This window comes from Deltaproteobacteria bacterium (assembly GCA_029858205.1).
Taxonomy (GTDB): Bacteria; Desulfobacterota; GWC2-55-46; order GWC2-55-46; family DRQE01; genus JAOUFM01.
The window spans coordinates 71,291-88,652 of sequence record JAOUFM010000006.1; the positions used below are offsets into that span (position 1 = coordinate 71,291).

General features: G+C 52.6%; 16 protein-coding genes. All 16 read right to left on the reverse strand.

Annotation, left to right across the window (positions count from 1 at the left end; all coding sequences use genetic code 11):
- Positions 1-4: 4 nt before the first annotated feature.
- The 16 genes from pheA to OEV59_06590 all read right to left on the reverse strand — a co-directional run bounded on the left by pheA (position 5) and on the right by OEV59_06590 (position 17,331).
- Positions 5-1,090, reverse strand: a complete 1,086-nt coding sequence (gene pheA / locus OEV59_06515; GenBank protein ID MDH4227389.1) for a prephenate dehydratase — start codon at positions 1,088-1,090, stop codon at positions 5-7.
- An 88-nt stretch (positions 1,091-1,178) separates the two neighbouring features.
- On the reverse strand, positions 1,179-2,135 hold the full coding sequence (locus OEV59_06520) for an acetyl-CoA carboxylase carboxyltransferase subunit alpha (protein MDH4227390.1): 957 nt from the start codon (positions 2,133-2,135) through the stop codon (positions 1,179-1,181).
- 18 nt (positions 2,136-2,153) lie between these two features.
- The gene (locus OEV59_06525) at positions 2,154-5,687 is read right to left on the reverse strand and encodes a DNA polymerase III subunit alpha (GenBank protein MDH4227391.1); all 3,534 of its coding nucleotides are present in this window, start codon (positions 5,685-5,687) and stop codon (positions 2,154-2,156) included.
- 75 nt (positions 5,688-5,762) lie between these two features.
- Entirely contained in the window at positions 5,763-6,287 is a 525-nt protein-coding gene (locus OEV59_06530; GenBank protein MDH4227392.1) for an inorganic diphosphatase, read from the reverse strand.
- 10 nt (positions 6,288-6,297) lie between these two features.
- Positions 6,298-6,975, reverse strand: coding sequence for a TIGR04282 family arsenosugar biosynthesis glycosyltransferase (locus tag OEV59_06535; protein ID MDH4227393.1), 678 nt, complete (start codon positions 6,973-6,975; stop codon positions 6,298-6,300).
- A gap of 54 nt (positions 6,976-7,029) precedes the next feature.
- The gene (locus tag OEV59_06540; GenBank protein MDH4227394.1) at positions 7,030-7,962 is read right to left on the reverse strand and encodes a transglutaminase domain-containing protein; all 933 of its coding nucleotides are present in this window, start codon (positions 7,960-7,962) and stop codon (positions 7,030-7,032) included.
- 110 nt (positions 7,963-8,072) lie between these two features.
- The gene (locus OEV59_06545; protein MDH4227395.1) at positions 8,073-8,906 is read right to left on the reverse strand and encodes a substrate-binding domain-containing protein; all 834 of its coding nucleotides are present in this window, start codon (positions 8,904-8,906) and stop codon (positions 8,073-8,075) included.
- A gap of 92 nt (positions 8,907-8,998) precedes the next feature.
- Positions 8,999-9,889, reverse strand: a complete 891-nt coding sequence (locus OEV59_06550; GenBank protein MDH4227396.1) for a selenium metabolism-associated LysR family transcriptional regulator — start codon at positions 9,887-9,889, stop codon at positions 8,999-9,001.
- Entirely contained in the window at positions 9,879-10,136 is a 258-nt protein-coding gene (locus OEV59_06555; GenBank protein ID MDH4227397.1) for a DUF3343 domain-containing protein, read from the reverse strand. The genes OEV59_06550 and OEV59_06555 overlap by 11 nt, the downstream gene beginning before the upstream one ends.
- Before the next feature lie 172 nt (positions 10,137-10,308).
- Complete coding sequence (locus OEV59_06560; GenBank protein MDH4227398.1) at positions 10,309-11,562, reverse strand: serine hydroxymethyltransferase; 1,254 nt, start codon at positions 11,560-11,562, stop codon at positions 10,309-10,311.
- Positions 11,563-11,662: 100 nt separating this feature from the next.
- A complete protein-coding gene (locus OEV59_06565; protein ID MDH4227399.1) occupies positions 11,663-13,495 on the reverse strand; it encodes a hypothetical protein in 1,833 nt (610 codons plus the stop codon).
- Between the two features lie 27 nt (positions 13,496-13,522).
- Positions 13,523-13,966 (reverse strand): ribose 5-phosphate isomerase B, encoded by a 444-nt coding sequence (rpiB, locus tag OEV59_06570; GenBank protein ID MDH4227400.1) that lies wholly within the window; start codon positions 13,964-13,966, stop codon positions 13,523-13,525.
- A gap of 31 nt (positions 13,967-13,997) precedes the next feature.
- On the reverse strand, positions 13,998-15,236 hold the full coding sequence (gene fabF, locus OEV59_06575; protein ID MDH4227401.1) for a beta-ketoacyl-ACP synthase II: 1,239 nt from the start codon (positions 15,234-15,236) through the stop codon (positions 13,998-14,000).
- 139 nt (positions 15,237-15,375) lie between these two features.
- Positions 15,376-15,609 carry an acyl carrier protein gene (gene acpP, locus OEV59_06580; GenBank protein ID MDH4227402.1) on the reverse strand — a complete coding sequence of 78 codons (234 nt, stop codon included), beginning with the start codon at positions 15,607-15,609 and terminating at the stop codon, positions 15,376-15,378.
- A gap of 106 nt (positions 15,610-15,715) precedes the next feature.
- Positions 15,716-16,471: a class I SAM-dependent methyltransferase gene (locus OEV59_06585; GenBank protein ID MDH4227403.1), complete on the reverse strand. Its 756-nt coding sequence runs from the start codon at positions 16,469-16,471 to the stop codon at positions 15,716-15,718.
- Positions 16,472-16,497: 26 nt separating this feature from the next.
- Positions 16,498-17,331 carry an FkbM family methyltransferase gene (locus tag OEV59_06590; protein MDH4227404.1) on the reverse strand — a complete coding sequence of 278 codons (834 nt, stop codon included), beginning with the start codon at positions 17,329-17,331 and terminating at the stop codon, positions 16,498-16,500.
- Positions 17,332-17,362 lie beyond the last annotated feature (31 nt).

Consider the following 17,362-nt stretch of genomic DNA (forward strand, 5'->3'; position numbering starts at 1 on the left):
TTCGCTATGCGCCTATACTCGACTTCGGGTACGAACCAAGCACCTTTATAAATGAGCTAAGCTCGGATACGTCGTGTATCGCGTCCTTTATTTTTTTATCTGTTGCGTGGCCGTCTATGTCAACAAAGAACACATACTGCCATGCCTTTGTCCGAAGCGGCCTTGACTCTATTTTCGTAAGGTTGATGTTACGCCTCGCAAACGCGCCGAGCATCTTAAAGAGCGCTCCCGGCGCGTCCTTTATGGCAAAGAGCACCGAGGTCTTATCATGCCCGGTCTTCTTTGCCTCTTTCTTGCTGATTACGAGAAAGCGCGTTATATTGTTCGGGTTGTCCTCTATCTTTCTCTCAACGGCTTTCAGGTCGTATATCTTTGCCGCTGCCTCGCTAGATATCGCCGCGATGGATGAGTCCATGGAGGCCATCTCCGCTGCCATGGCTGTGCTCGATACATCCATAGTCGAGACATTTGGCATGTGCGTCTTAAGCCACTTCGAGCACTGCGCGAGCCCGTGCGGGTGCGAGCAGACCTTCGCTATTTTCTCCATCTTGCCGCTCTTATTTAAAAGCGACATGGAGATTTCCACCATCACCTCAGCGCATATCTTTAGCGTGGAGGTGACGAACAAATCAAGCGTATGCGTAACTGCGCCCTCTGCCGAGCTTTCTACCGGCACAACACCGTAGTCGGCCATGCCCCTGTCAACCGCATCGAAGACCTCGGAGATGTCTTTTTTCGGGTTAAGCGAGCCCGAGAGCCCAAAGTGCTGCATCGCTGCCTGATGCGTGAACGTGCCAAGAGGGCCGAGAAAGGCAATCTTTAACGGCTTTTCAACGGACAAGGTCGCGCTCATTATCTCGCGATAAATGTTCTTTATGAGCTTTGCGTTAAGTGGGCCTTTACTAAGCGCGCTTACCTTGTTTAACACTTCCCTCTCGCGCTCTGGAACGTAGAACTCCTTACTCTCGGCAAGCTTGGTCTTCCCGACCTCGACCGCTATCGAGGCGCGCTTATTTAGAAGCTTTACGAGCTCGACATCCAAAGAGTCGATACGCTTCCTTAACTGCTTGAGTTTTCCGCTGTTTTTCATGAGTTTATGGCCCTTAAGCCGTAAAAAATCAGCATAGATTATTTCAGGGCCGAAATCAATAGAAATATTAGGTTATTACGGGCTCTGGTTACTTGAATACCCCCATCTTCCGGAATTTATCGTAACGTCCGGAGACAAGGGCATCGGGGGAGAATTTAGATAGCGATTCTATCTCTTCGAGCAGCGCCTGCTTCAGGTTCTCTGAAGCCTCTTTCTGGTCCCTGTGCGCGCCGCCAAGGGGTTCTTTCACGATTTTGTCTATTATGCCAAGTTCGAGGAGCTCGGAAGCCTCCATCTTAAGGGCCTTTGCAGCCTCGTCGGCCTTTGAGCCGTCCTTCCAGAGTATTGCCGCGCAGCCCTCCGGCGATATGACCGAATAGGTCGAGTACTCGAACATCAATACCTTATTAGCCACCCCTATGGCCAGGGCCCCTCCGCTTCCGCCCTCGCCTATGATAGCGCTAACGACCGGCACCCTAAGCTTCGACATCACAAGAAGGTTCCTTGCAATGGCCTCGCTCTGCCCTCTTTCCTCTGCCTCTATGTCAGGGGCAGCGCCGGGGGTGTCAATGAGCGTAACAAGCGGCCTGTTAAACCTGTCGGCAAGCTCCATCAACCGGAGCGCCTTTCTGTAGCCCTCGGGGTGCGGCATGCCGTAGTTCCTTCTTACGCGCTCCTTTGTGGTTCGGCCCTTTTGCTGGCCGATTATCACCACAGCCGTTCCGCCAATCCTTCCGAGCCCGCCGACAATCGCCGGATCGTCCTTATAGAGGCGGTCGCCGTGGAGCTCGATGAACTCATCGGTCATGTTCTCGATGTGATTTAGCGTGTACGGCCGCTGCGGATGCCTGGCAACGAGCGTTACCTGCCAGGGAGTGAGACTTGAGAATATCTTTTTCTTAAGCGCGGCGCTTTCCTTCTCGAGCTTTTTTATCTCAGAGCCGTTGTCAGCGCCCTCTTCGTCCTGCGCCTTCTTGAGCGCGGCTATCTCGGCCTCGATATCGTCTATGGGTTTCTCGAACTCGCGTGAATGAAGCTTTGTCATATCCCTCCGTAAATATCTCTACGAGAACTCTACTACCGTTCCCTCTATTGTTTTCTTTATCTCTGTAACGGCGTCGTCGTCCGGGTTTATCTTGAACTCATCCGAGAGCCCGATAATCACCTCTCTTGAGTCCGGATACAAAAGATGCAAAAACACCGGAGACTTCCCGGGCCTCGATTCGAGCACCTTCCTAAGCGACGGAAGCGCGGCCTCGTTAAGCACGGCAACGGAAGCCTTGATGTGCGTCTTCTTCGGTTTTCTGTCCTTTGCGTCGTCTATGGAGACGATATCCCTTGCTATTATCTTATACTCCTCGGCCTCGACGGTGTCAACAGCGCCGTTATTGGCGGCATTGGCCCTTGCCGCTTCCTTCTCTAACTTTCCGGAAACGACAACAGGCTCATCCGAAGAGACAAGCTCCTTGCATTTGGCATAGAGGTCAGAGAATATCACGACCTCGACAGCGCCGCTTATGTCCTCGACCCTCGCAAATCCCATGCGAGAGCCCTTTTTGGTCGTAGTCTCGCGCATGCTGGTGACGATGCCTGCCACAGACACGTCGTCGCCGCTGGATTTGTCCATAAGAGAGTCGGTCGTGTCGGTTGTGAAAAACGAAAGCTCCTTTAAATAGCGCGAGAGCGGATGCGCCGTTATGTAGAAACCAAGCGTCTCCTTTTCGTACAGAAGAAGCTCCTTTTCCTCCCATTCCTTTGCCCCGGCCGGGATGTCGTCGGTTGAGGCGGACTTCTTACCACCGCCGCCGCCCATCACGTCGAATAATGACGTCTGCCCGGCCTCCCTGTCCCGCTGCACAGCGGCAGCAGCGTCCATGGCCTTGTCAAGGGACTCAAAGAGCGCCTTTCTAGGCTTTTTCGTAAAGTCGAATGCCCCGCACTTTATAAGGCTCTCAACGACCTTCTTGTTCAACTTCCTCGAATCTACGCGCGAGAGAAAATCCGTAAGCGAGAGAAACGGCCCCTCGGCCCTTACTTCGAGAACCGACTCTATCGCGGCAGAGCCGACGTTCTTGACGGCAGCAAGGCCAAAACGTATGGAGTCCTCGCTGACGGTAAAGTCCACTGAGCTCTCATTTAAATCCGGGGGAAGAACTTTAACGCCTGTGTCGCGGCACTCGCCCATGTACTTCATCACCTTGTCGGTGTTGTCCATGTTGATTGAGAGAAGCGCGGCCATGAACTCGACCGGATAGTGCGCCTTAAGATAAGCCGTCTGGTACGCGACCATTGCGTACGCCGCGCTGTGGCTCTTATTAAAGCCGTACCCCGCGAAGTGCGCCATCAAATCGAAAATCTTTTCGGCCTTTTTAGGCGGCACGTTGTTTTTCTTGGCTCCTTCGAGGAACTTCTCCCTCTGCTCGAGCATGACTTCGTGGACCTTTTTGCCCATGGCCTTTCTTAGCACGTCGGCGTCTCCGGGGGTATATCCGGCGAGCACCTTCGATATTTCCATGACCTGTTCCTGATAGACCATGACGCCGTAGGTGTTCTCGAGTATTGGTTTCAATTGCTCGAGCTCGTATACAATGGGCGTCTGTTTGTGCTTACGCTTTATAAAGTCATCTACCATGCCGCTTTGCAGAGGCCCCGGCCTGTAGAGCGCAACGGTTGCTATCATGTCCTCGAAGGTCTCAGGCTTCAATTTACGAAGAAGCTCCTTGATGCCGGTGCTCTCTAGCTGGAAGGTGCCGTTCGTTAGCCCTGCGGCAACGAGCTTGAAGGTTTTTTCATCCGAGAGCGGAAGATTGTCGATGTCGATGTCAACGCCGCGGTTCCTTTTAACGGTCTTCACGGCCCTGTCTATTAGCGTAAGCGTCTTGATGCCGAGGAAATCGAACTTAACGAGCCCGAGTTCCTCGATGTTCTTCATCGCGTACTGCGAGGTAACGAAGTTGTCCTTCTGCCCTTTATAGAGCGGAAGGTACTCGACAAGCGGCGCATTCGAGATGACTACACCTGCGGCATGCGTTGAGGCGTGGCGAGGAAGCCCTTCGAGCCCCTTTGCCACCTCGATAAGCTCGGCAACCCTTGCGTCGGCCTTTATAAGGTCCTTTAGCTTTGCCTCGTCCTCAACTGCCTTTTCTATGGTGATGCCAATCTGGTTTGGCACGAGCTTGGATATCTTGTCAACGTCTGCGTAAGGCATATCGAGCGCCCTGCCGACGTCGCGAATAACGGCCCTGGCCTTCATCTGTCCGAAGGTGATGATTTGCGTCACGTTATCGCTGCCGTACTTTTCCGTAACATACTTTATGACGCTATCGCGCCCCTCGAAGCAGAAATCGATGTCTATATCAGGAAGGCTTATTCTGTCCGGATTTAGAAAACGCTCGAAGAGAAGGTTATAGCGTATGGGGTCGAGGTTGGTGATGCCTATCGCGTATGCAACGAGGCTTCCTGCAGCGCTTCCCCTACCCGGTCCTACGGGGATATTTTTACTTCTCGCGTATTCTATAAAATCGCTCACAATGAGGAAGTACCCGGGAAACCCCATGCGGTTTATGACGGTAAGTTCTTTCTTGAGGCGCTCATAATACTGCCATTTGACCGAATCAGCATCCATGCCCTTTGCGGCCATTGCCTTTAGCCTTACTTCAAGCCCTGCCTCGGCCTTCTTGGCAAGGAACGCGTCGAGCGTTTCGCCCTTGGGAAGCGGAAAATCCGGCAAGTGCGACTCGCCAAACTTTAGCTCCAGGTTGCAACGCTCGGCTATCTCGATTGTATTTTGCACGGCCTCTGGCACGTGACTGAAGGCCCTTATCATCTCTTCCGGGCTTTTTACGTAGAACTCGTCGGTAGTAAACCGCATGCGCGTTGAATCGGACATGGTCTTGCCCGTCTGTATGCAGAGAAGCACCTCGTGCCACCTTGCGTCCTGTTTATTCAAATAATGGCAGTCGTTTGTAGCCACAAGCGGAAGCCCCGTGCGCTTTGCGAGCTCGAGCATGCCCTCGTTAACCTTCTTTTGCTCCTCTATGCCGTTATCCTGGATTTCAAGGTAAAAGCGCCTGTCAGTGAATATCTCGGAGTACTCGCGCGCAACATCTTCCGCGCGTTTGGGGTTACCTTCCATGAGGTTCGAGGCCACCTCCCCATGAAGGCACGCGCTAAGGGCGATTAGCCCTTCGTTATAAGTTCTAAGAAGTTCCTTGTCAACGCGCGGCTTATAGTAAAAGCCGTCGAGGTAGGCCTTGGTAAGGAGCTTGCAGAGGTTATGGTAACCCTTGATGTTCTTAACGAGCAAGACGAGGTGGTGGAAGTTCTCACCATACTCCCCGCCCCTTACTGGTCTTGATCTGTCGTCGTGGCGGCCCTGGGCAACGTAGACCTCGCAGCCGATAATGGGCTTAACGCCGCTCGTCATGCCTTTTCTGTAGAAGTCTATTGCGCCAAAAAGGTTGCCGTGGTCGGTCATCGCGACCGCGGGCATCTTCATTTCCTTTACGCGCTCGAAGAGCCGCTCCGGGCGGATGGCGCCGTCAAGAAGGCTGTACTGCGTATGCAGATGAAGATGTACGAACCCGGCGTGTTTCATACACTGAAAAATACCACACTTGGAGGTATTTTGGTAGAAGAAAACCCGTCAAAAAAGACAGCGGGCAAAATAGCGCTACTTGTCCTTGTTGGCTTTTCTGAACCTTTCATAGGACTTCTCGATAATCTTAAGAGCTGCCTCTTTCTTTTCCCAGCCCTCGATGCCGGTCTTCTTTTCCTCAAGATCCTTGTAAACGGAAAAGAAGTGCTCGATTTCCTTTAAAAGATGCGGCGGCACGTCCTTTAAGCACTTAAGATGGTTCCAGAGCGGGTCTCTTACCGGAACGCAAAGTATCTTTTCATCAGGCCCCTTTTCATCCCACATCTTGAAGAGCCCGACCGGTTTTGTTTCGATAAGACAGCCAGGGAATGTCGGCTCCCACACAAGCACAAGGGCATCCAGCGGGTCTCCGTCCTCTGCAAGGGTATCGGGGATAAAGCCGTAATCGCTTGGATAGTGCACAGCGGAAAAGAGCATGCGGTCGAACTTTATGACCTTTTTTTCCTTGTCGTACTCGTATTTATTCCTGCACCCTTTTGGAATTTCTATCATCACCGGAACGGTGACTTCTTTTGCTCTCTTTCTTGTTTTTATCGGCATGATATGGCCCTCACTTCGTCCTCCAAGACAGTTTATTATCTTTGATATATTTTATGGAATTAACAGCCCGTCCTGTTTTTAGCAGGCGGCCAATGTCCTCAAACGAGTCTACATCATACCATTTTGGAAGGAGTTTTGCATCAATGCCCTCGCGTTTGGCAATCTCTAACGTCTCAGATAACACGGCAGAGGTGCCCCAGTCTACGCCTTTGAAAATAGCCTCCTTCGCCGTGCCAAGCCCTATAAGATAGTACCCGCCGTCTTCGGAAGGGCCGAGAATAAGAGACTCTTTATAGGCCTTTAGCAGAAGAAAGGCTTCGGCTATGTACTCCTTTGGCATGTCCGGAGAATCGCTGCCTATCATGACAACCCGCCTACACCCTGAGGCAAAGGCATCCACAAAGGCCGCATACATCTTTTGGCCTAAATCTCCGTCTTTTTGACATGTTACAGCTACTTTCTCAGGAATAATATCAGATAATTCTGCGTTAGCTTCATGCTTGGCAACGCAGGCTATGACATCGATAGATTGACCAGAGAGTCCTATATTAAGGAATGTATCCTTGATAAGACACGTATAAAACACAGCCGCCTCTTCTTTGGTAAGAGACGGCGTAAGTCTTGTCTTTACAAACCCCGGCCTCGGGGCCTTAAGCATGACTATAATGGCATTGCCGCTATTATTCACCTGACCAGCCCCTCCTCCATGGAATAATAACACATAAGAAAGGGCAAGGACAACCTACAGATACGTTATGCTCCGCTTAAACTCCTTAAACGGCACGCCATCGAGCTCGATGTAGGGATCCGGGCCAAAGTAGTTTAGCGGCTCTCCCTTTTGAGGCGGCGTAAGCACGATGTCTCTGCCGCGGCTAAAGAGCACCCTGTTCTCGTCAATTGAGCCGAAGTAGTACTCCTTCCTCGAAGCATCCTTGGACGCCTCGGATATATCCACCGGCACCCAGCCCTCGCCTTCGACATAGAACCTTGCCCAGCAGTGGTAGCCGCCCTCGACGGTCTCGGGCTTGGATATTCCTGCCTTTAGCGGAAACCCCATCTCGAAGACAACGGGAATGGACTCGACCTGAGAAAGCGAGGCAAAGAAGGAATGAAAGTCCGTGCAATTGCCCGTGCCCTTTTCTCCGCCCGACACAGAGAGGCACACGCGGTTAACATCTCCCCGGCCCCAGCCGGGGATGTTTTTACTGTATTCCATGTTCTTAAGAACAAAGTCGTAAATGCCACTGGCTTTTTCCCTGACCGTTACGGCGCTGCCTGCTGCCCCGCGCGCAAAGGCGCGCACACGGTCGTTATGCACGGCCATCCGCGAAGGCCTTAGATACTTCTCGAACACCCTGGCATCGGCCTTGTCGTTAGAGGTCTTCTTGGAAGCCGGGACCGCGACCTCGCTTCTCTCTATCAAGTATTCTATCGTAAACGTGTACCCCTTATCGGTGCGTGGAGCGCTGAAGTAGAGCATTGCATTGCCCCAATCGGCATCGTAGCGAAGCTCGGCCTTCGAAGGAGATTGCGTTATGCGCGCCTTCAGTACGCGCTGCTCCGCTGTATCGGGCGGGTACGGCACCCATACGCTGGTAGCGCCCTTGCCGGGAGCGACAGTGAAGGAATACTTAAGCTCTATGACGCGCTTCCCTTGCTTCCCCTGGTCTGCCACGCATAGGCCGGCAAAGGAAAACACGGCAACAAAAGCCGCCCCAAAAAGCATATTAGAGTATCTTTTGAAAAACATTTACTCTCTCTCCATGGTAATGTCGATATGCCGCCTTAGTGATGGTGCTTATGCTCCGTCTCCGCAGCAACAAGCACATGACTAAAGCCCTCGATGACCTTTGCGCCTTTTTTACTGAAGGCAAAGTCTATGTACTCCTTTAACACGCCCTTGGGCTCGCCTTTGGTAACGATGTTATAGTCCTGGTAAAAACGGTAGATATCGCCGACATTTTTCGATGTCGGCATCATGCCGTCGACCTTTAGTATCTTCACATCATCGGACTCATACCCGTATATCTGCTGGCCTATGGCAGCCTCGCTCTCCATCACAAGCTTGTTGGTATACTCTACCGGGTTTACCTTACCCTCGGGCCTTAGCTCCTCGACCTCCTTACCATACATCGTGAGCTTCTTATTCACCATGTGCTTTACGCACGGAGCTAACATGACGTTTAAAATCGGCATATCAGCGCCGCCGACGTCCTTCCAGTTCTTTATCGTGCCGTCATATATGCCCTTTAGCTGGTCATAGGTAAGCGCGCTTACGGGGTTGGCCTTATTGACGATGAACACCACAGGCGACTTTGCTATCACAGTCGTGACCGCGTCTTTGGGAAGATTCTCGGAAAGGCCGTTTTGCGTGCTGACGCCTATGTCGGCCTTGCCTTCCGAGGCCTTATACACGCCAAGCGTGCAGCTCGACGGGTCATAGGCAAAGTTTACGCCTTTTTTCATCTTAACAAACTCCTCGGCCAACGCCTTTGCGAGCGGAAGGCTGCACGGGTCCCCGGATATGGTAACGGTATTGTCTTCTGTAAACGCCATTGCAGCCGGAAAGAGGGCCAGCATAAAAACAGCGGCAAAGGCCGCGATGATGCTTCTATTCACCGGTAAAACCTCCAGACAGTATTTATTACTGAAATTGTAAGATAGATGAAAGGAATAAGTCAAATCGATATTTTCAATATATTTTGCATTCCCTATAGAGAAGCGAAGAGCACCTTATCTGTAAATACCTTGCAGGCCGGGGAAAGCGTGCGCGTCCTGTCCGTGATGACGAAAAAGCTCCGCTTTAGCTCAATGCCACGCACCTTCAGAAGTCTGAGGCTTTTGCACCTTACCTCATTCTCGACAGCGTACTTCGAGACAAAGGCCATTCCGAGCCCCTCCATAAGCCCTCTTTTTACCGCCTCTGTGGAGCCAAGCTCGGCCGCGATATCCAGGGCGTCGACATCCACGCCTGCCTTCTTAAGTGCAGCATCGAGTGTTTTTCTCGTTCCAGAGCCGTCCTCTCTTATCACAAGCGGTATGCGGCAAAGGTCTTTTGCGCTAACGGCCTTTACTTCCTTAAAATGCCTTGCCGAAGCCGCAAGGACAAGCTCGTCCTTCAGGAATTCACGCGATATAAACCTCTTGTCAGAAGGCTTTGCCCCTACAACCCCAAGCTCTATGTCCCCGGCCTTTAGCATTGCCTCGATGCCGCGGCTGTCACTTATCTTAAGCGTAACCCTGACCTTTGGGAAAGCGGCCCTGAAGCGGCCGATGTACTTTGGCAAAAGATACTCCCCTGGTATGGTAGAGCCTCCAATCGAGACCGTGCCGCCAAGTTCTCCCTTGAATTCCTTGATTGCCTGAAGCGCCTTGACCCGCGTAAGCGCGATTTCTCTGGCGTGCTTATATAGAAGCGTCCCTGCACGTGTTGGCACGACACTTCTGCCGACCCTGTCAAGGAGCTTTAGCCCGACCTCGTCCTCAAGGGCCTTTATGTGGCTGCTTATCGTCGGCTGCGTAAGAGATAACCTCTCCGCTGCCTTTGAAAAGCTTTTAAGCTCCATCACCGCTATGAACACATCGAGAAATCTAAGCTCCATAATTCCCCTCGGCTTTTTTTAGCTTATCGCCGCTCCGTTCGTATATAGAAACGGGTGAGATACAAGCATTACCAAGAACTTTTATAAGCTCCTTGAGATTACCCTCCTCTGCCGTAATCACAAGCTCACAGCCCTCGGTAAGGCTCTTTGGCGCAGGGTCGAGCCTGAAGGCAACGCCTTTTTCCTTCAAGACCTCCTCGGCCTTAAGCACCGTGTGAGTGGATCCGAATGTAAGAATATAGCTCATGGTTAAAATCTATCAGTTCCAACGGCCAAAGGCAAGCTGCATGGACTTATAATGCAACCGCCCTGTTGATTGAATACTTATGATAAAGATAGTATCAAAAAAGCCCCAAATTAAAAGGCGGCGCGCTATAAGCGTGCCGCCTTTTGTTTTCTAAAATAACAGAAGCTTACTTCTAAAGGTTCTCCACCCTCTCCTTATAGAACGGGAACTTCCTGCAAAGCTCGATGACCTCGTGCTTTACCTTCGTAAGCTCGGCCTCGTTTGCCCTGTTCTTGATGGCTCTGTCTATGAAGGAGCCTATTACCTTCATCTCTGCTTCCTTCATGCCCTTTGTCGTTGCAGCAGGCACGCCTACGCGCACGCCGCTTGTAACAAACGGGCTTCTGGTCTCAAAAGGTACTGTATTCTTATTGACGGTAATACCTGCCTTTCCGAGCGCCTCCTCTGCCTCTTTACCCGTGATATCCTGCTTTGTCAGGTCAATAAGCATCAGGTGGTTATCTGTGCCGCCTGAAACGAGGTTATATCCGAGCTTGGTAAGCTCCTCGGAAAGGGCCTTGGCGTTTTTGAGTATCTGCTGCTGGTAGACCTTGAACGCAGGCTCGAGCGCTTCTTTAAAGGCAACGGCCTTTGCCGCAATGACGTGCATGAGCGGCCCGCCCTGTATGCCAGGGAATATGAGCTTATCAACGCCCTTTGCGAACTCCTCACGGCACATTATCATGCCCGCCCTCGGGCCTCTAAGCGTCTTATGCGTGGTCGTAGTGACGAACTCAGCGTGCGGCACTGGGGAAGGATGAAGCCCTGTTGCCACAAGCCCGGCTATGTGCGCGATATCGACCATGACCTTTGCGCCGACCTCTTTAGCGATGTCCTCGAAGGCCTTGAAGTCTATTATCCTCGGGTACGCGCTCGCGCCGACGACTATCATCTTTGGCGAGTTCTTCTTTGCAAGATCCCTCACCTCGTCCATGTCTATACGCTGGTTGTCTTTCCTCACGCCGTAGGGAACTACCTTATAGAAAATACCGGAAAAATTCACCGGGCTTCCGTGCGTAAGGTGGCCGCCGTGCGAGAGGTTCATGCCAAGTATAGTGTCCCCGGGCTTTAGCACCGACAGATACACAGCCATATTTGCCTGCGAGCCCGAATGCGGCTGCACGTTCACGTGGTCTGCGCCAAAGAGGAACTTCGCCCTCTCTATCGCGAGCCTTTCGGCAACGTCCACGTACTCGCAGCCTCCATAGTAGCGTTTACCAGGATAGCCCTCTGCGTACTTATTCGTCATGACGCTGCCCTGGGCTTCGAGCACTGCCTCGCTGACTATATTCTCCGATGCTATGAGTTCGAGCTTATATTCCTGTCTCTCGGTCTCGTTCTTTATAGCCTCGTAGAGCTCGGGGTCGTAGTTCTTTAGTACCGACATGTTGGTATGCTTCCTTTCTTTTCAAAATACTTATCTTTTTATTATAACATTTCCGGCCCGGTTTCGGCGCGAAAATAAACGCCTCAACCCTTCCGTAAAACTATCTTCCAAACCTTTTGCCGCCCTTTTGCTGCGGCTCTTCTGCGGGGTTTTTATCGGCCTCGCCCTTATCATCTTCCTTTTCTTTATCTTTCTCCCCGTCCTTTTCCTTACCTGAGCCCTCCTCATCGCCGCCGGAAGCAGCAGGAGTTTCGGAAATAGCCGGTGCCGCGGCTGCAGGTGCTGCAGGTGCGCTTACACGGCCCCTTGCGCCAAACCTCGGCCCTGATGTTGCAGGAACTGCCGCAGGCGCAGGTGCTGCCGCAGGAGCTTCTACTACAGGAGCAGGAGCTGCTGCCGGAGCAGGAACTGCTACAGGCGCAGGCGTTGCTACCACAGGCGCTGCAGGTGCAGCAGGAGTTGCCGGGGTTGCCGGTGTTGCCGCAGGCGGCGCGCTCTCTATTCCTCTATTACCAAACCTCGACCCAGGTGCAGCAGGAGTTGCCGGAGTTGCGGGTGTAGCCGCAGGCGGCGCGCTCTCTATGCCTCTATTACCAAATCTCGACCCAGGCGCTGCAGGTGCAGCAGGAGTTGCCGGAGTTGCGGGTGTAGCCGCAGGCGGCGCGCTCTCTATTCCTCTATTACCAAATCTCGACCCAGGTGTTGCAGGTGCAACAGGCGTTGCCGGAGTTGCGGGTGTAGCCGCAGGCGGCGCGCTCTCTATGCCTCTATTGCCAAACCTCGACCCTGGGGTTGCCGGTGCAACAGGCGTTGCAGGAGTTGCGGGTGTAGCCGCAGGCGGCGCGCTCTCTATGCCTCTATTGCCAAACCTCGGCCCTGGTGTTGCAGGTACAGCCGGAGCTGCCGGAGTTGCAGGGGTAGCTGCAGACGGCGCGCGCTCTATGCCTCTACTACCAAACCTCGACCCTGGGGTTGCCGGTGCAGCAGGCGTTGCCGGAGTTGCAGGGGTAGCCGCAGACGGCGTTCTGAACCTGTTTGCGTCATTTCCTCTGTTGTCCACTGGAGCGGCCACTGAACCCCGCCCCGCGCCGGAAGGCGTTGCGGAAGTCTTGGGCGCGAGCGGAGCGTTAAGAAGCGTAATTATACGCGTCTTTCTTTCCTCTTTGCTCCTGGTCCTGCTGTCGTGCTTCTTATTTTTAAACTTCTTGGTCCTGCTTTCCGCATCGTCGGTGATATTGATTGCGGCATCGAGATATTCCTGCGGAACTATGCCCGAATATTTTCTTAGAAACTTATCGCCGTTGGTCCTGGCGCTGTAATACGACCCTTCGTCATAGTCCTCGTAGAGGTCTATGAAATCACGGCCCAGGGCCGAATGCTTGACACCGATGGTGGCATCGTCGTTATTAGAGGAACGGCTTAGCGTTTTGCCTGCGTTCTTATCGCGATGCTCGTACTCGATACGGCCTTTTGATGGGCCGGCGGCAGGCACCTTAAAATCTATGACAGTAATGTCGAAAAAGAGATTCTCCCTGTAGTAGTCGGGGTAGCGGATGTTCGTTTCCATGTAGTTCACATATATTGCCCCGTAATCGCCGGACCTGAACTGGAAGCTGCAAAGCCCCCTGTCGTTTGTAAGCGTATAATACCAGGCGCCCTGGCCCCCCGGAGCTCCTGACTCAACAAGGAACAAGCTCACTGGAACGTATGGCATTGGGGCGCCCCACGCATCCACCGTCATATATACCGCTTCATATGTCTGTACGGGATAAGTTCTTACGGTTGTGGCGCCGCCAGACGACGGCGACCTTCTCTGGGACGGCTCTATGTCTCTCACAGTAACAACACAACCTGCAAGGACAAAAATAACGGCAGACAGCAACAACGCGCGTACGGCATTCCCTGCAAAAGCACCAACGGTCACTTGCCTCATTTCATACCCTCCCTGGTCTTGTTGTTATCAGCTCTCAAGCCCTTTTATCTTGTCGAGCCTCTTTTGATGCCTGCCGCCTTCGAACTTCGCCTCCAGCCACGCCTTCACCATCTCTCTTGCCGTATCCTTTGGCGTGACGCGTCCGCCGATTACAAGTATATTGGCGTCGTTATGCTCTCTCGACATCTTTGCCGTGTACACGTCGCTTGCGAGCGCGGCTCTCACGTTCTTATACTTATTTGCCGCGATGCTCATGCCTATGCCCGTGCCGCAGACAAGTATGCCGCGTTCGATCTCGCCCTCGGAGACCTTCTCGGCGACCTTCATGGCGTAATCCGGGTAATCGACACTTGCGTCCGAGTCGGTGCCCATGTCAACGCCTTCGTAGCCGAGCTCTGCGATGCACTTTTTCAGTTCTTCCTTCATCTCGCGCCCGGCATGGTCGCTTGCTATTGCTATTTTTTTACTCATTGGAAGGACGGCCTCCTGATATCATCCGATATCAGCCATTGAACTTCTTAAAGACAAGCACTGCGTTGGTGCCGCCAAAGCCGAAGGAATTGGAGACCGCTACCCTAAGTTCCTTATCGCGCGCCGCGTTTGGCACGTAATCAAGGTCGCACTCCGGGTCAGGGGTTGTGTAGTTGATGGTCGGCGGAATCTTGGAATGATGCACTGCAAGACTCGTGAACACGGCCTCTATGCCGCCTGCAGCGCCAAGAAGATGCCCTGTCATGCTCTTTGTCGAGCTTATGGCGAGTTTCTTTGCGTGGTCGCCAAAGACGCGTTTAATGGCCATGGTCTCGTAAAAGTCGTTATAGTAGGTGGATGTGCCGTGCGCATTTATATAATCTATGTCTTCGGGATTTACTCCCGCGTCCTTTAAGGCAAGCCCGATGCATTTCGAAGCGCCCACGCCGCCCTCCGAAGGGGTCGTCATGTGGAAGGCGTCCGAGTTCATGCCGTACCCGGCTACCTCTGCGTATATGCGTGCGCCCCTCTTCTTCGCGCTCTCCATTTCTTCAAGCACGAGCACTCCAGCGCCCTCGCCGACTACAAAGCCGTCGCGGTCCTTATCAAACGGCCGGCTCGCGGTCTTCGGCGAATCATTTCGAGTGGAGAGCGCCTTCATTGCGTTAAACCCGGCAACGCAAAGCGGCGTAATGGTAGCCTCGGTGCCTCCGGCAACCATCATGTCGGCATCGCCTCTTTGTATAATCTTATACGCGTCGCCTATGGAATGCGTTCCCGTTGCGCAGGCCGTGACGGCACAGGAGTTAGGCCCCTTTGCGCCGATTTTAATCGACACCTGACCGCTTGCGAGGTTTATGATGACCATGGGGATGAAGAACGGCGTTACCCTGGACGGGCCCTTTTCCTTAAGTACACTGTGCCAGTGCTCTATGGCCGGAAGGCCGCCGATACCGGCGCCGATGTAAACGCCTGCCCTCTCCGCGTTCTCTTCGGTTATCTTATAGCCTGAATCTTCGTAAGCCCTTATTGCCGCGTGGAAGGCGTACTGGATAAAAAGGTCCATCTTCTTGATTTCCTTTTTATCGATAAGCTCCTCGGCATTGAAGTCCTTTACCTCGGCTGCTATCTTTACCGGAAAATCCGCGATATCGAACCTTGTTATATAATCGACGGCACTCGTGCCTTTAAGAGCGTTTGTCCACGCCTTATCGACACCCGTGCCAAGCGGGCTTACTATGCCAAGACCCGTTACAACGACTCTTCTCATAATGATAGGTATGTTTTATCCTGTTAGATGCGTTTGGCCGGCAGTAAAATATCCGGCAAACCATAAAATCGCGCGGGACGGAAATTATGATTTCCGTCCCACGCCTTGAACCGCCAAAACCTTCCGGCAAAATACCGGCCTACTTTACCTTCTTCTCGATGTAGGAAACGACCTCGCCGACGGTCTTTATCTTCTCGACATCCTCATCGGGTATCTCTACCGAGAACTCCTCCTCGAGCGCCATGACCATCTCGACTATGTCGAGGGAATCGGCGCCAAGGTCGTCCATAAAGGACGCGCCCGGCTTTACTTCGTCCTCGGAGACGTTTAGCTGCTCGGCTATTATCTTCTTAACCCTTGTTTCCGTTGCCATTTATACCCTCCCGCTTGGTTGTAAATTACGTGATAAAACAGATTGAAATTTTATACCACCAAACAGCGCCGAAGTCAATCTGATATAGCTAAAACAGAACAAAAACTCAGACTATCTTTTTCCTCATCAAAAACACCAGCCCCTCGCAATACTCGAGCACCTCGGTCTTATCGGCCCCGCCGTGCATTGAGAGCAGGAACTCGCTGTTGCCGCCCATCTCGACTATGTTAAAACCTGTCTTATCGGCTATCAGCTCTATCTCCCAGTACGGTATCGGGTTTATGTGGTAAAAAAGGTTTTTGGGCTGAAACCACTGAAAATACCCCTTCTTGCCAAACATTTGGCGGCTAAAGCCAAGAAGTATGTTCGGCGTCGTGACAAGCAGCATCCCTCCGGGCTTTAGCGCCGCGTGCGCGATCCTGAAAAGCCTCCACGGGTTCTCTATGTGCTCGACAACCTCCTGGCAGAATATGAAATCGAACTCGCCGCCGTTGTAAGGAAACTGCTTCTCCGAATTGAAATCGAAGTTGAAGTTACGCTCGTCGTCCTGTTTTATCTCTATGTCGCAGTTAACCACGTCGAACCCTAGATGCGTAAGCACCGCGCTCATCTGTCCTACGCCGCCGCCGAGGTTCAACACCTTGCGTCCAAGCCCCCCTTTTTCCATATACTTTAGAAGCTTCATCATACCGACCTCTGCCGTGCCGGGCATGGCATGGCACTCGAGGGCGCGCATATGGTATCTCTTCTTGCCGTGGTAAAAACGCCGCTCGGTCAACGTAAATTTCTCTCTTACGATGCCGAGGTCGCGCGTGTACTCTATGAGATCATCTGTCTTGTCTTTTTTAAAAAAACCGAACATAACGCCCTTTGAGGCCTGCGCCTTGACTATATACTCAGGTTCTTTCTTACAGCCAGAAAATTCGTGACCACAACGAACACCTCGTGCAGCTCCCTGTACCTGTCTATGCGTCTCACGCCGTCCTTCAATACCCTGTAAATCTCATAACGCGGCGATAGCATGTCGTAAAAATCCCTGAAGAACGTGCGTGATTCGATATTGGGCTTGCCAAACTCGAACTGTATATAATCAATAGCGTTGGCCTCTAGCATGGAGGCAGCGCCCTTTAGCACCTCGAGTTCGTGCCCCTCGACGTCTATCTTCATGAAATCTATTTTTTTTATCCCGTTATCACGGCAAAACGCGTCGATGGTGGTTATTGTAACCGTCTCGCTAACCTCACCGGCCTGTCCGCTTCTTTTACCGTGAACACTTGCCTGGTCGCTTCCGTCTATGTTGTAATGCAGCGTCAGCGTGCCTTTAATAGAGCCCAACCCTGCATTATGGCATGTGACGGTCGGTAAGTCCTTAACTGCCGCCGTAAGCCTCTCAAAGGTCCTCTTCGAAGGCTCGAATGCGTATATCCTGCTGTCACCAGGAAAATGCGAGACCAGTAGCCTCGAGTACTCGCCTTCGTTGGCGCCGACATCGAAGAGCACGGCGCCGCCTGGCGCCGTAACTTTCGCGGCAACCCGACGTATCACGCCGACCTCGCCGCTGTCGGCAAGGGACGGCCCAAGGCCGATGTTCATGCCCTTTAGCGAAATGCGGTAAAGGTACTCAAACGTCCTTTGCCAGCGCGACTTGCCAAAAAACAGAGAACTCAGCATGCCGCGCTTCTTTTCGTTGACAAAACGGTTTATGTCCCTGAAAAATCCCATTTAAAGTAGTATATGTCCCGTCGAATAATTG

What these genes read in the sequence shown, in the direction of transcription:
- OEV59_06550 (MDH4227396.1), bottom strand. Translation starts at nt 9,889, where the DNA reads ATGGAGCTTAGATTTCTCGATGTGTTCATAGCGGTGATGGAGCTTAAA.
- OEV59_06560 (MDH4227398.1), bottom strand. Translation starts at nt 11,562, where the DNA reads ATGTCGGTACTAAAGAACTACGACCCCGAGCTCTACGAGGCTATAAAG.
- OEV59_06520 (MDH4227390.1), bottom strand. Translation starts at nt 2,135, where the DNA reads ATGACAAAGCTTCATTCACGCGAGTTCGAGAAACCCATAGACGATATC.
- OEV59_06530 (MDH4227392.1), bottom strand. Translation starts at nt 6,287, where the DNA reads ATGCCGATAAAAACAAGAAAGAGAGCAAAAGAAGTCACCGTTCCGGTG.
- pheA (MDH4227389.1), bottom strand. Translation starts at nt 1,090, where the DNA reads ATGAAAAACAGCGGAAAACTCAAGCAGTTAAGGAAGCGTATCGACTCT.
- fabF (MDH4227401.1), bottom strand. Translation starts at nt 15,236, where the DNA reads ATGAGAAGAGTCGTTGTAACGGGTCTTGGCATAGTAAGCCCGCTTGGC.
- OEV59_06525 (MDH4227391.1), bottom strand. Translation starts at nt 5,687, where the DNA reads ATGAAACACGCCGGGTTCGTACATCTTCATCTGCATACGCAGTACAGC.
- OEV59_06585 (MDH4227403.1), bottom strand. Translation starts at nt 16,471, where the DNA reads ATGTTCGGTTTTTTTAAAAAAGACAAGACAGATGATCTCATAGAGTAC.
- rpiB (MDH4227400.1), bottom strand. Translation starts at nt 13,966, where the DNA reads ATGAGTAAAAAAATAGCAATAGCAAGCGACCATGCCGGGCGCGAGATG.
- OEV59_06590 (MDH4227404.1), bottom strand. Translation starts at nt 17,331, where the DNA reads ATGGGATTTTTCAGGGACATAAACCGTTTTGTCAACGAAAAGAAGCGC.
- OEV59_06555 (MDH4227397.1), bottom strand. Translation starts at nt 10,136, where the DNA reads ATGAGCTATATTCTTACATTCGGATCCACTCACACGGTGCTTAAGGCC.
- OEV59_06565 (MDH4227399.1), bottom strand. Translation starts at nt 13,495, where the DNA reads ATGAGGCAAGTGACCGTTGGTGCTTTTGCAGGGAATGCCGTACGCGCG.
- acpP (MDH4227402.1), bottom strand. Translation starts at nt 15,609, where the DNA reads ATGGCAACGGAAACAAGGGTTAAGAAGATAATAGCCGAGCAGCTAAAC.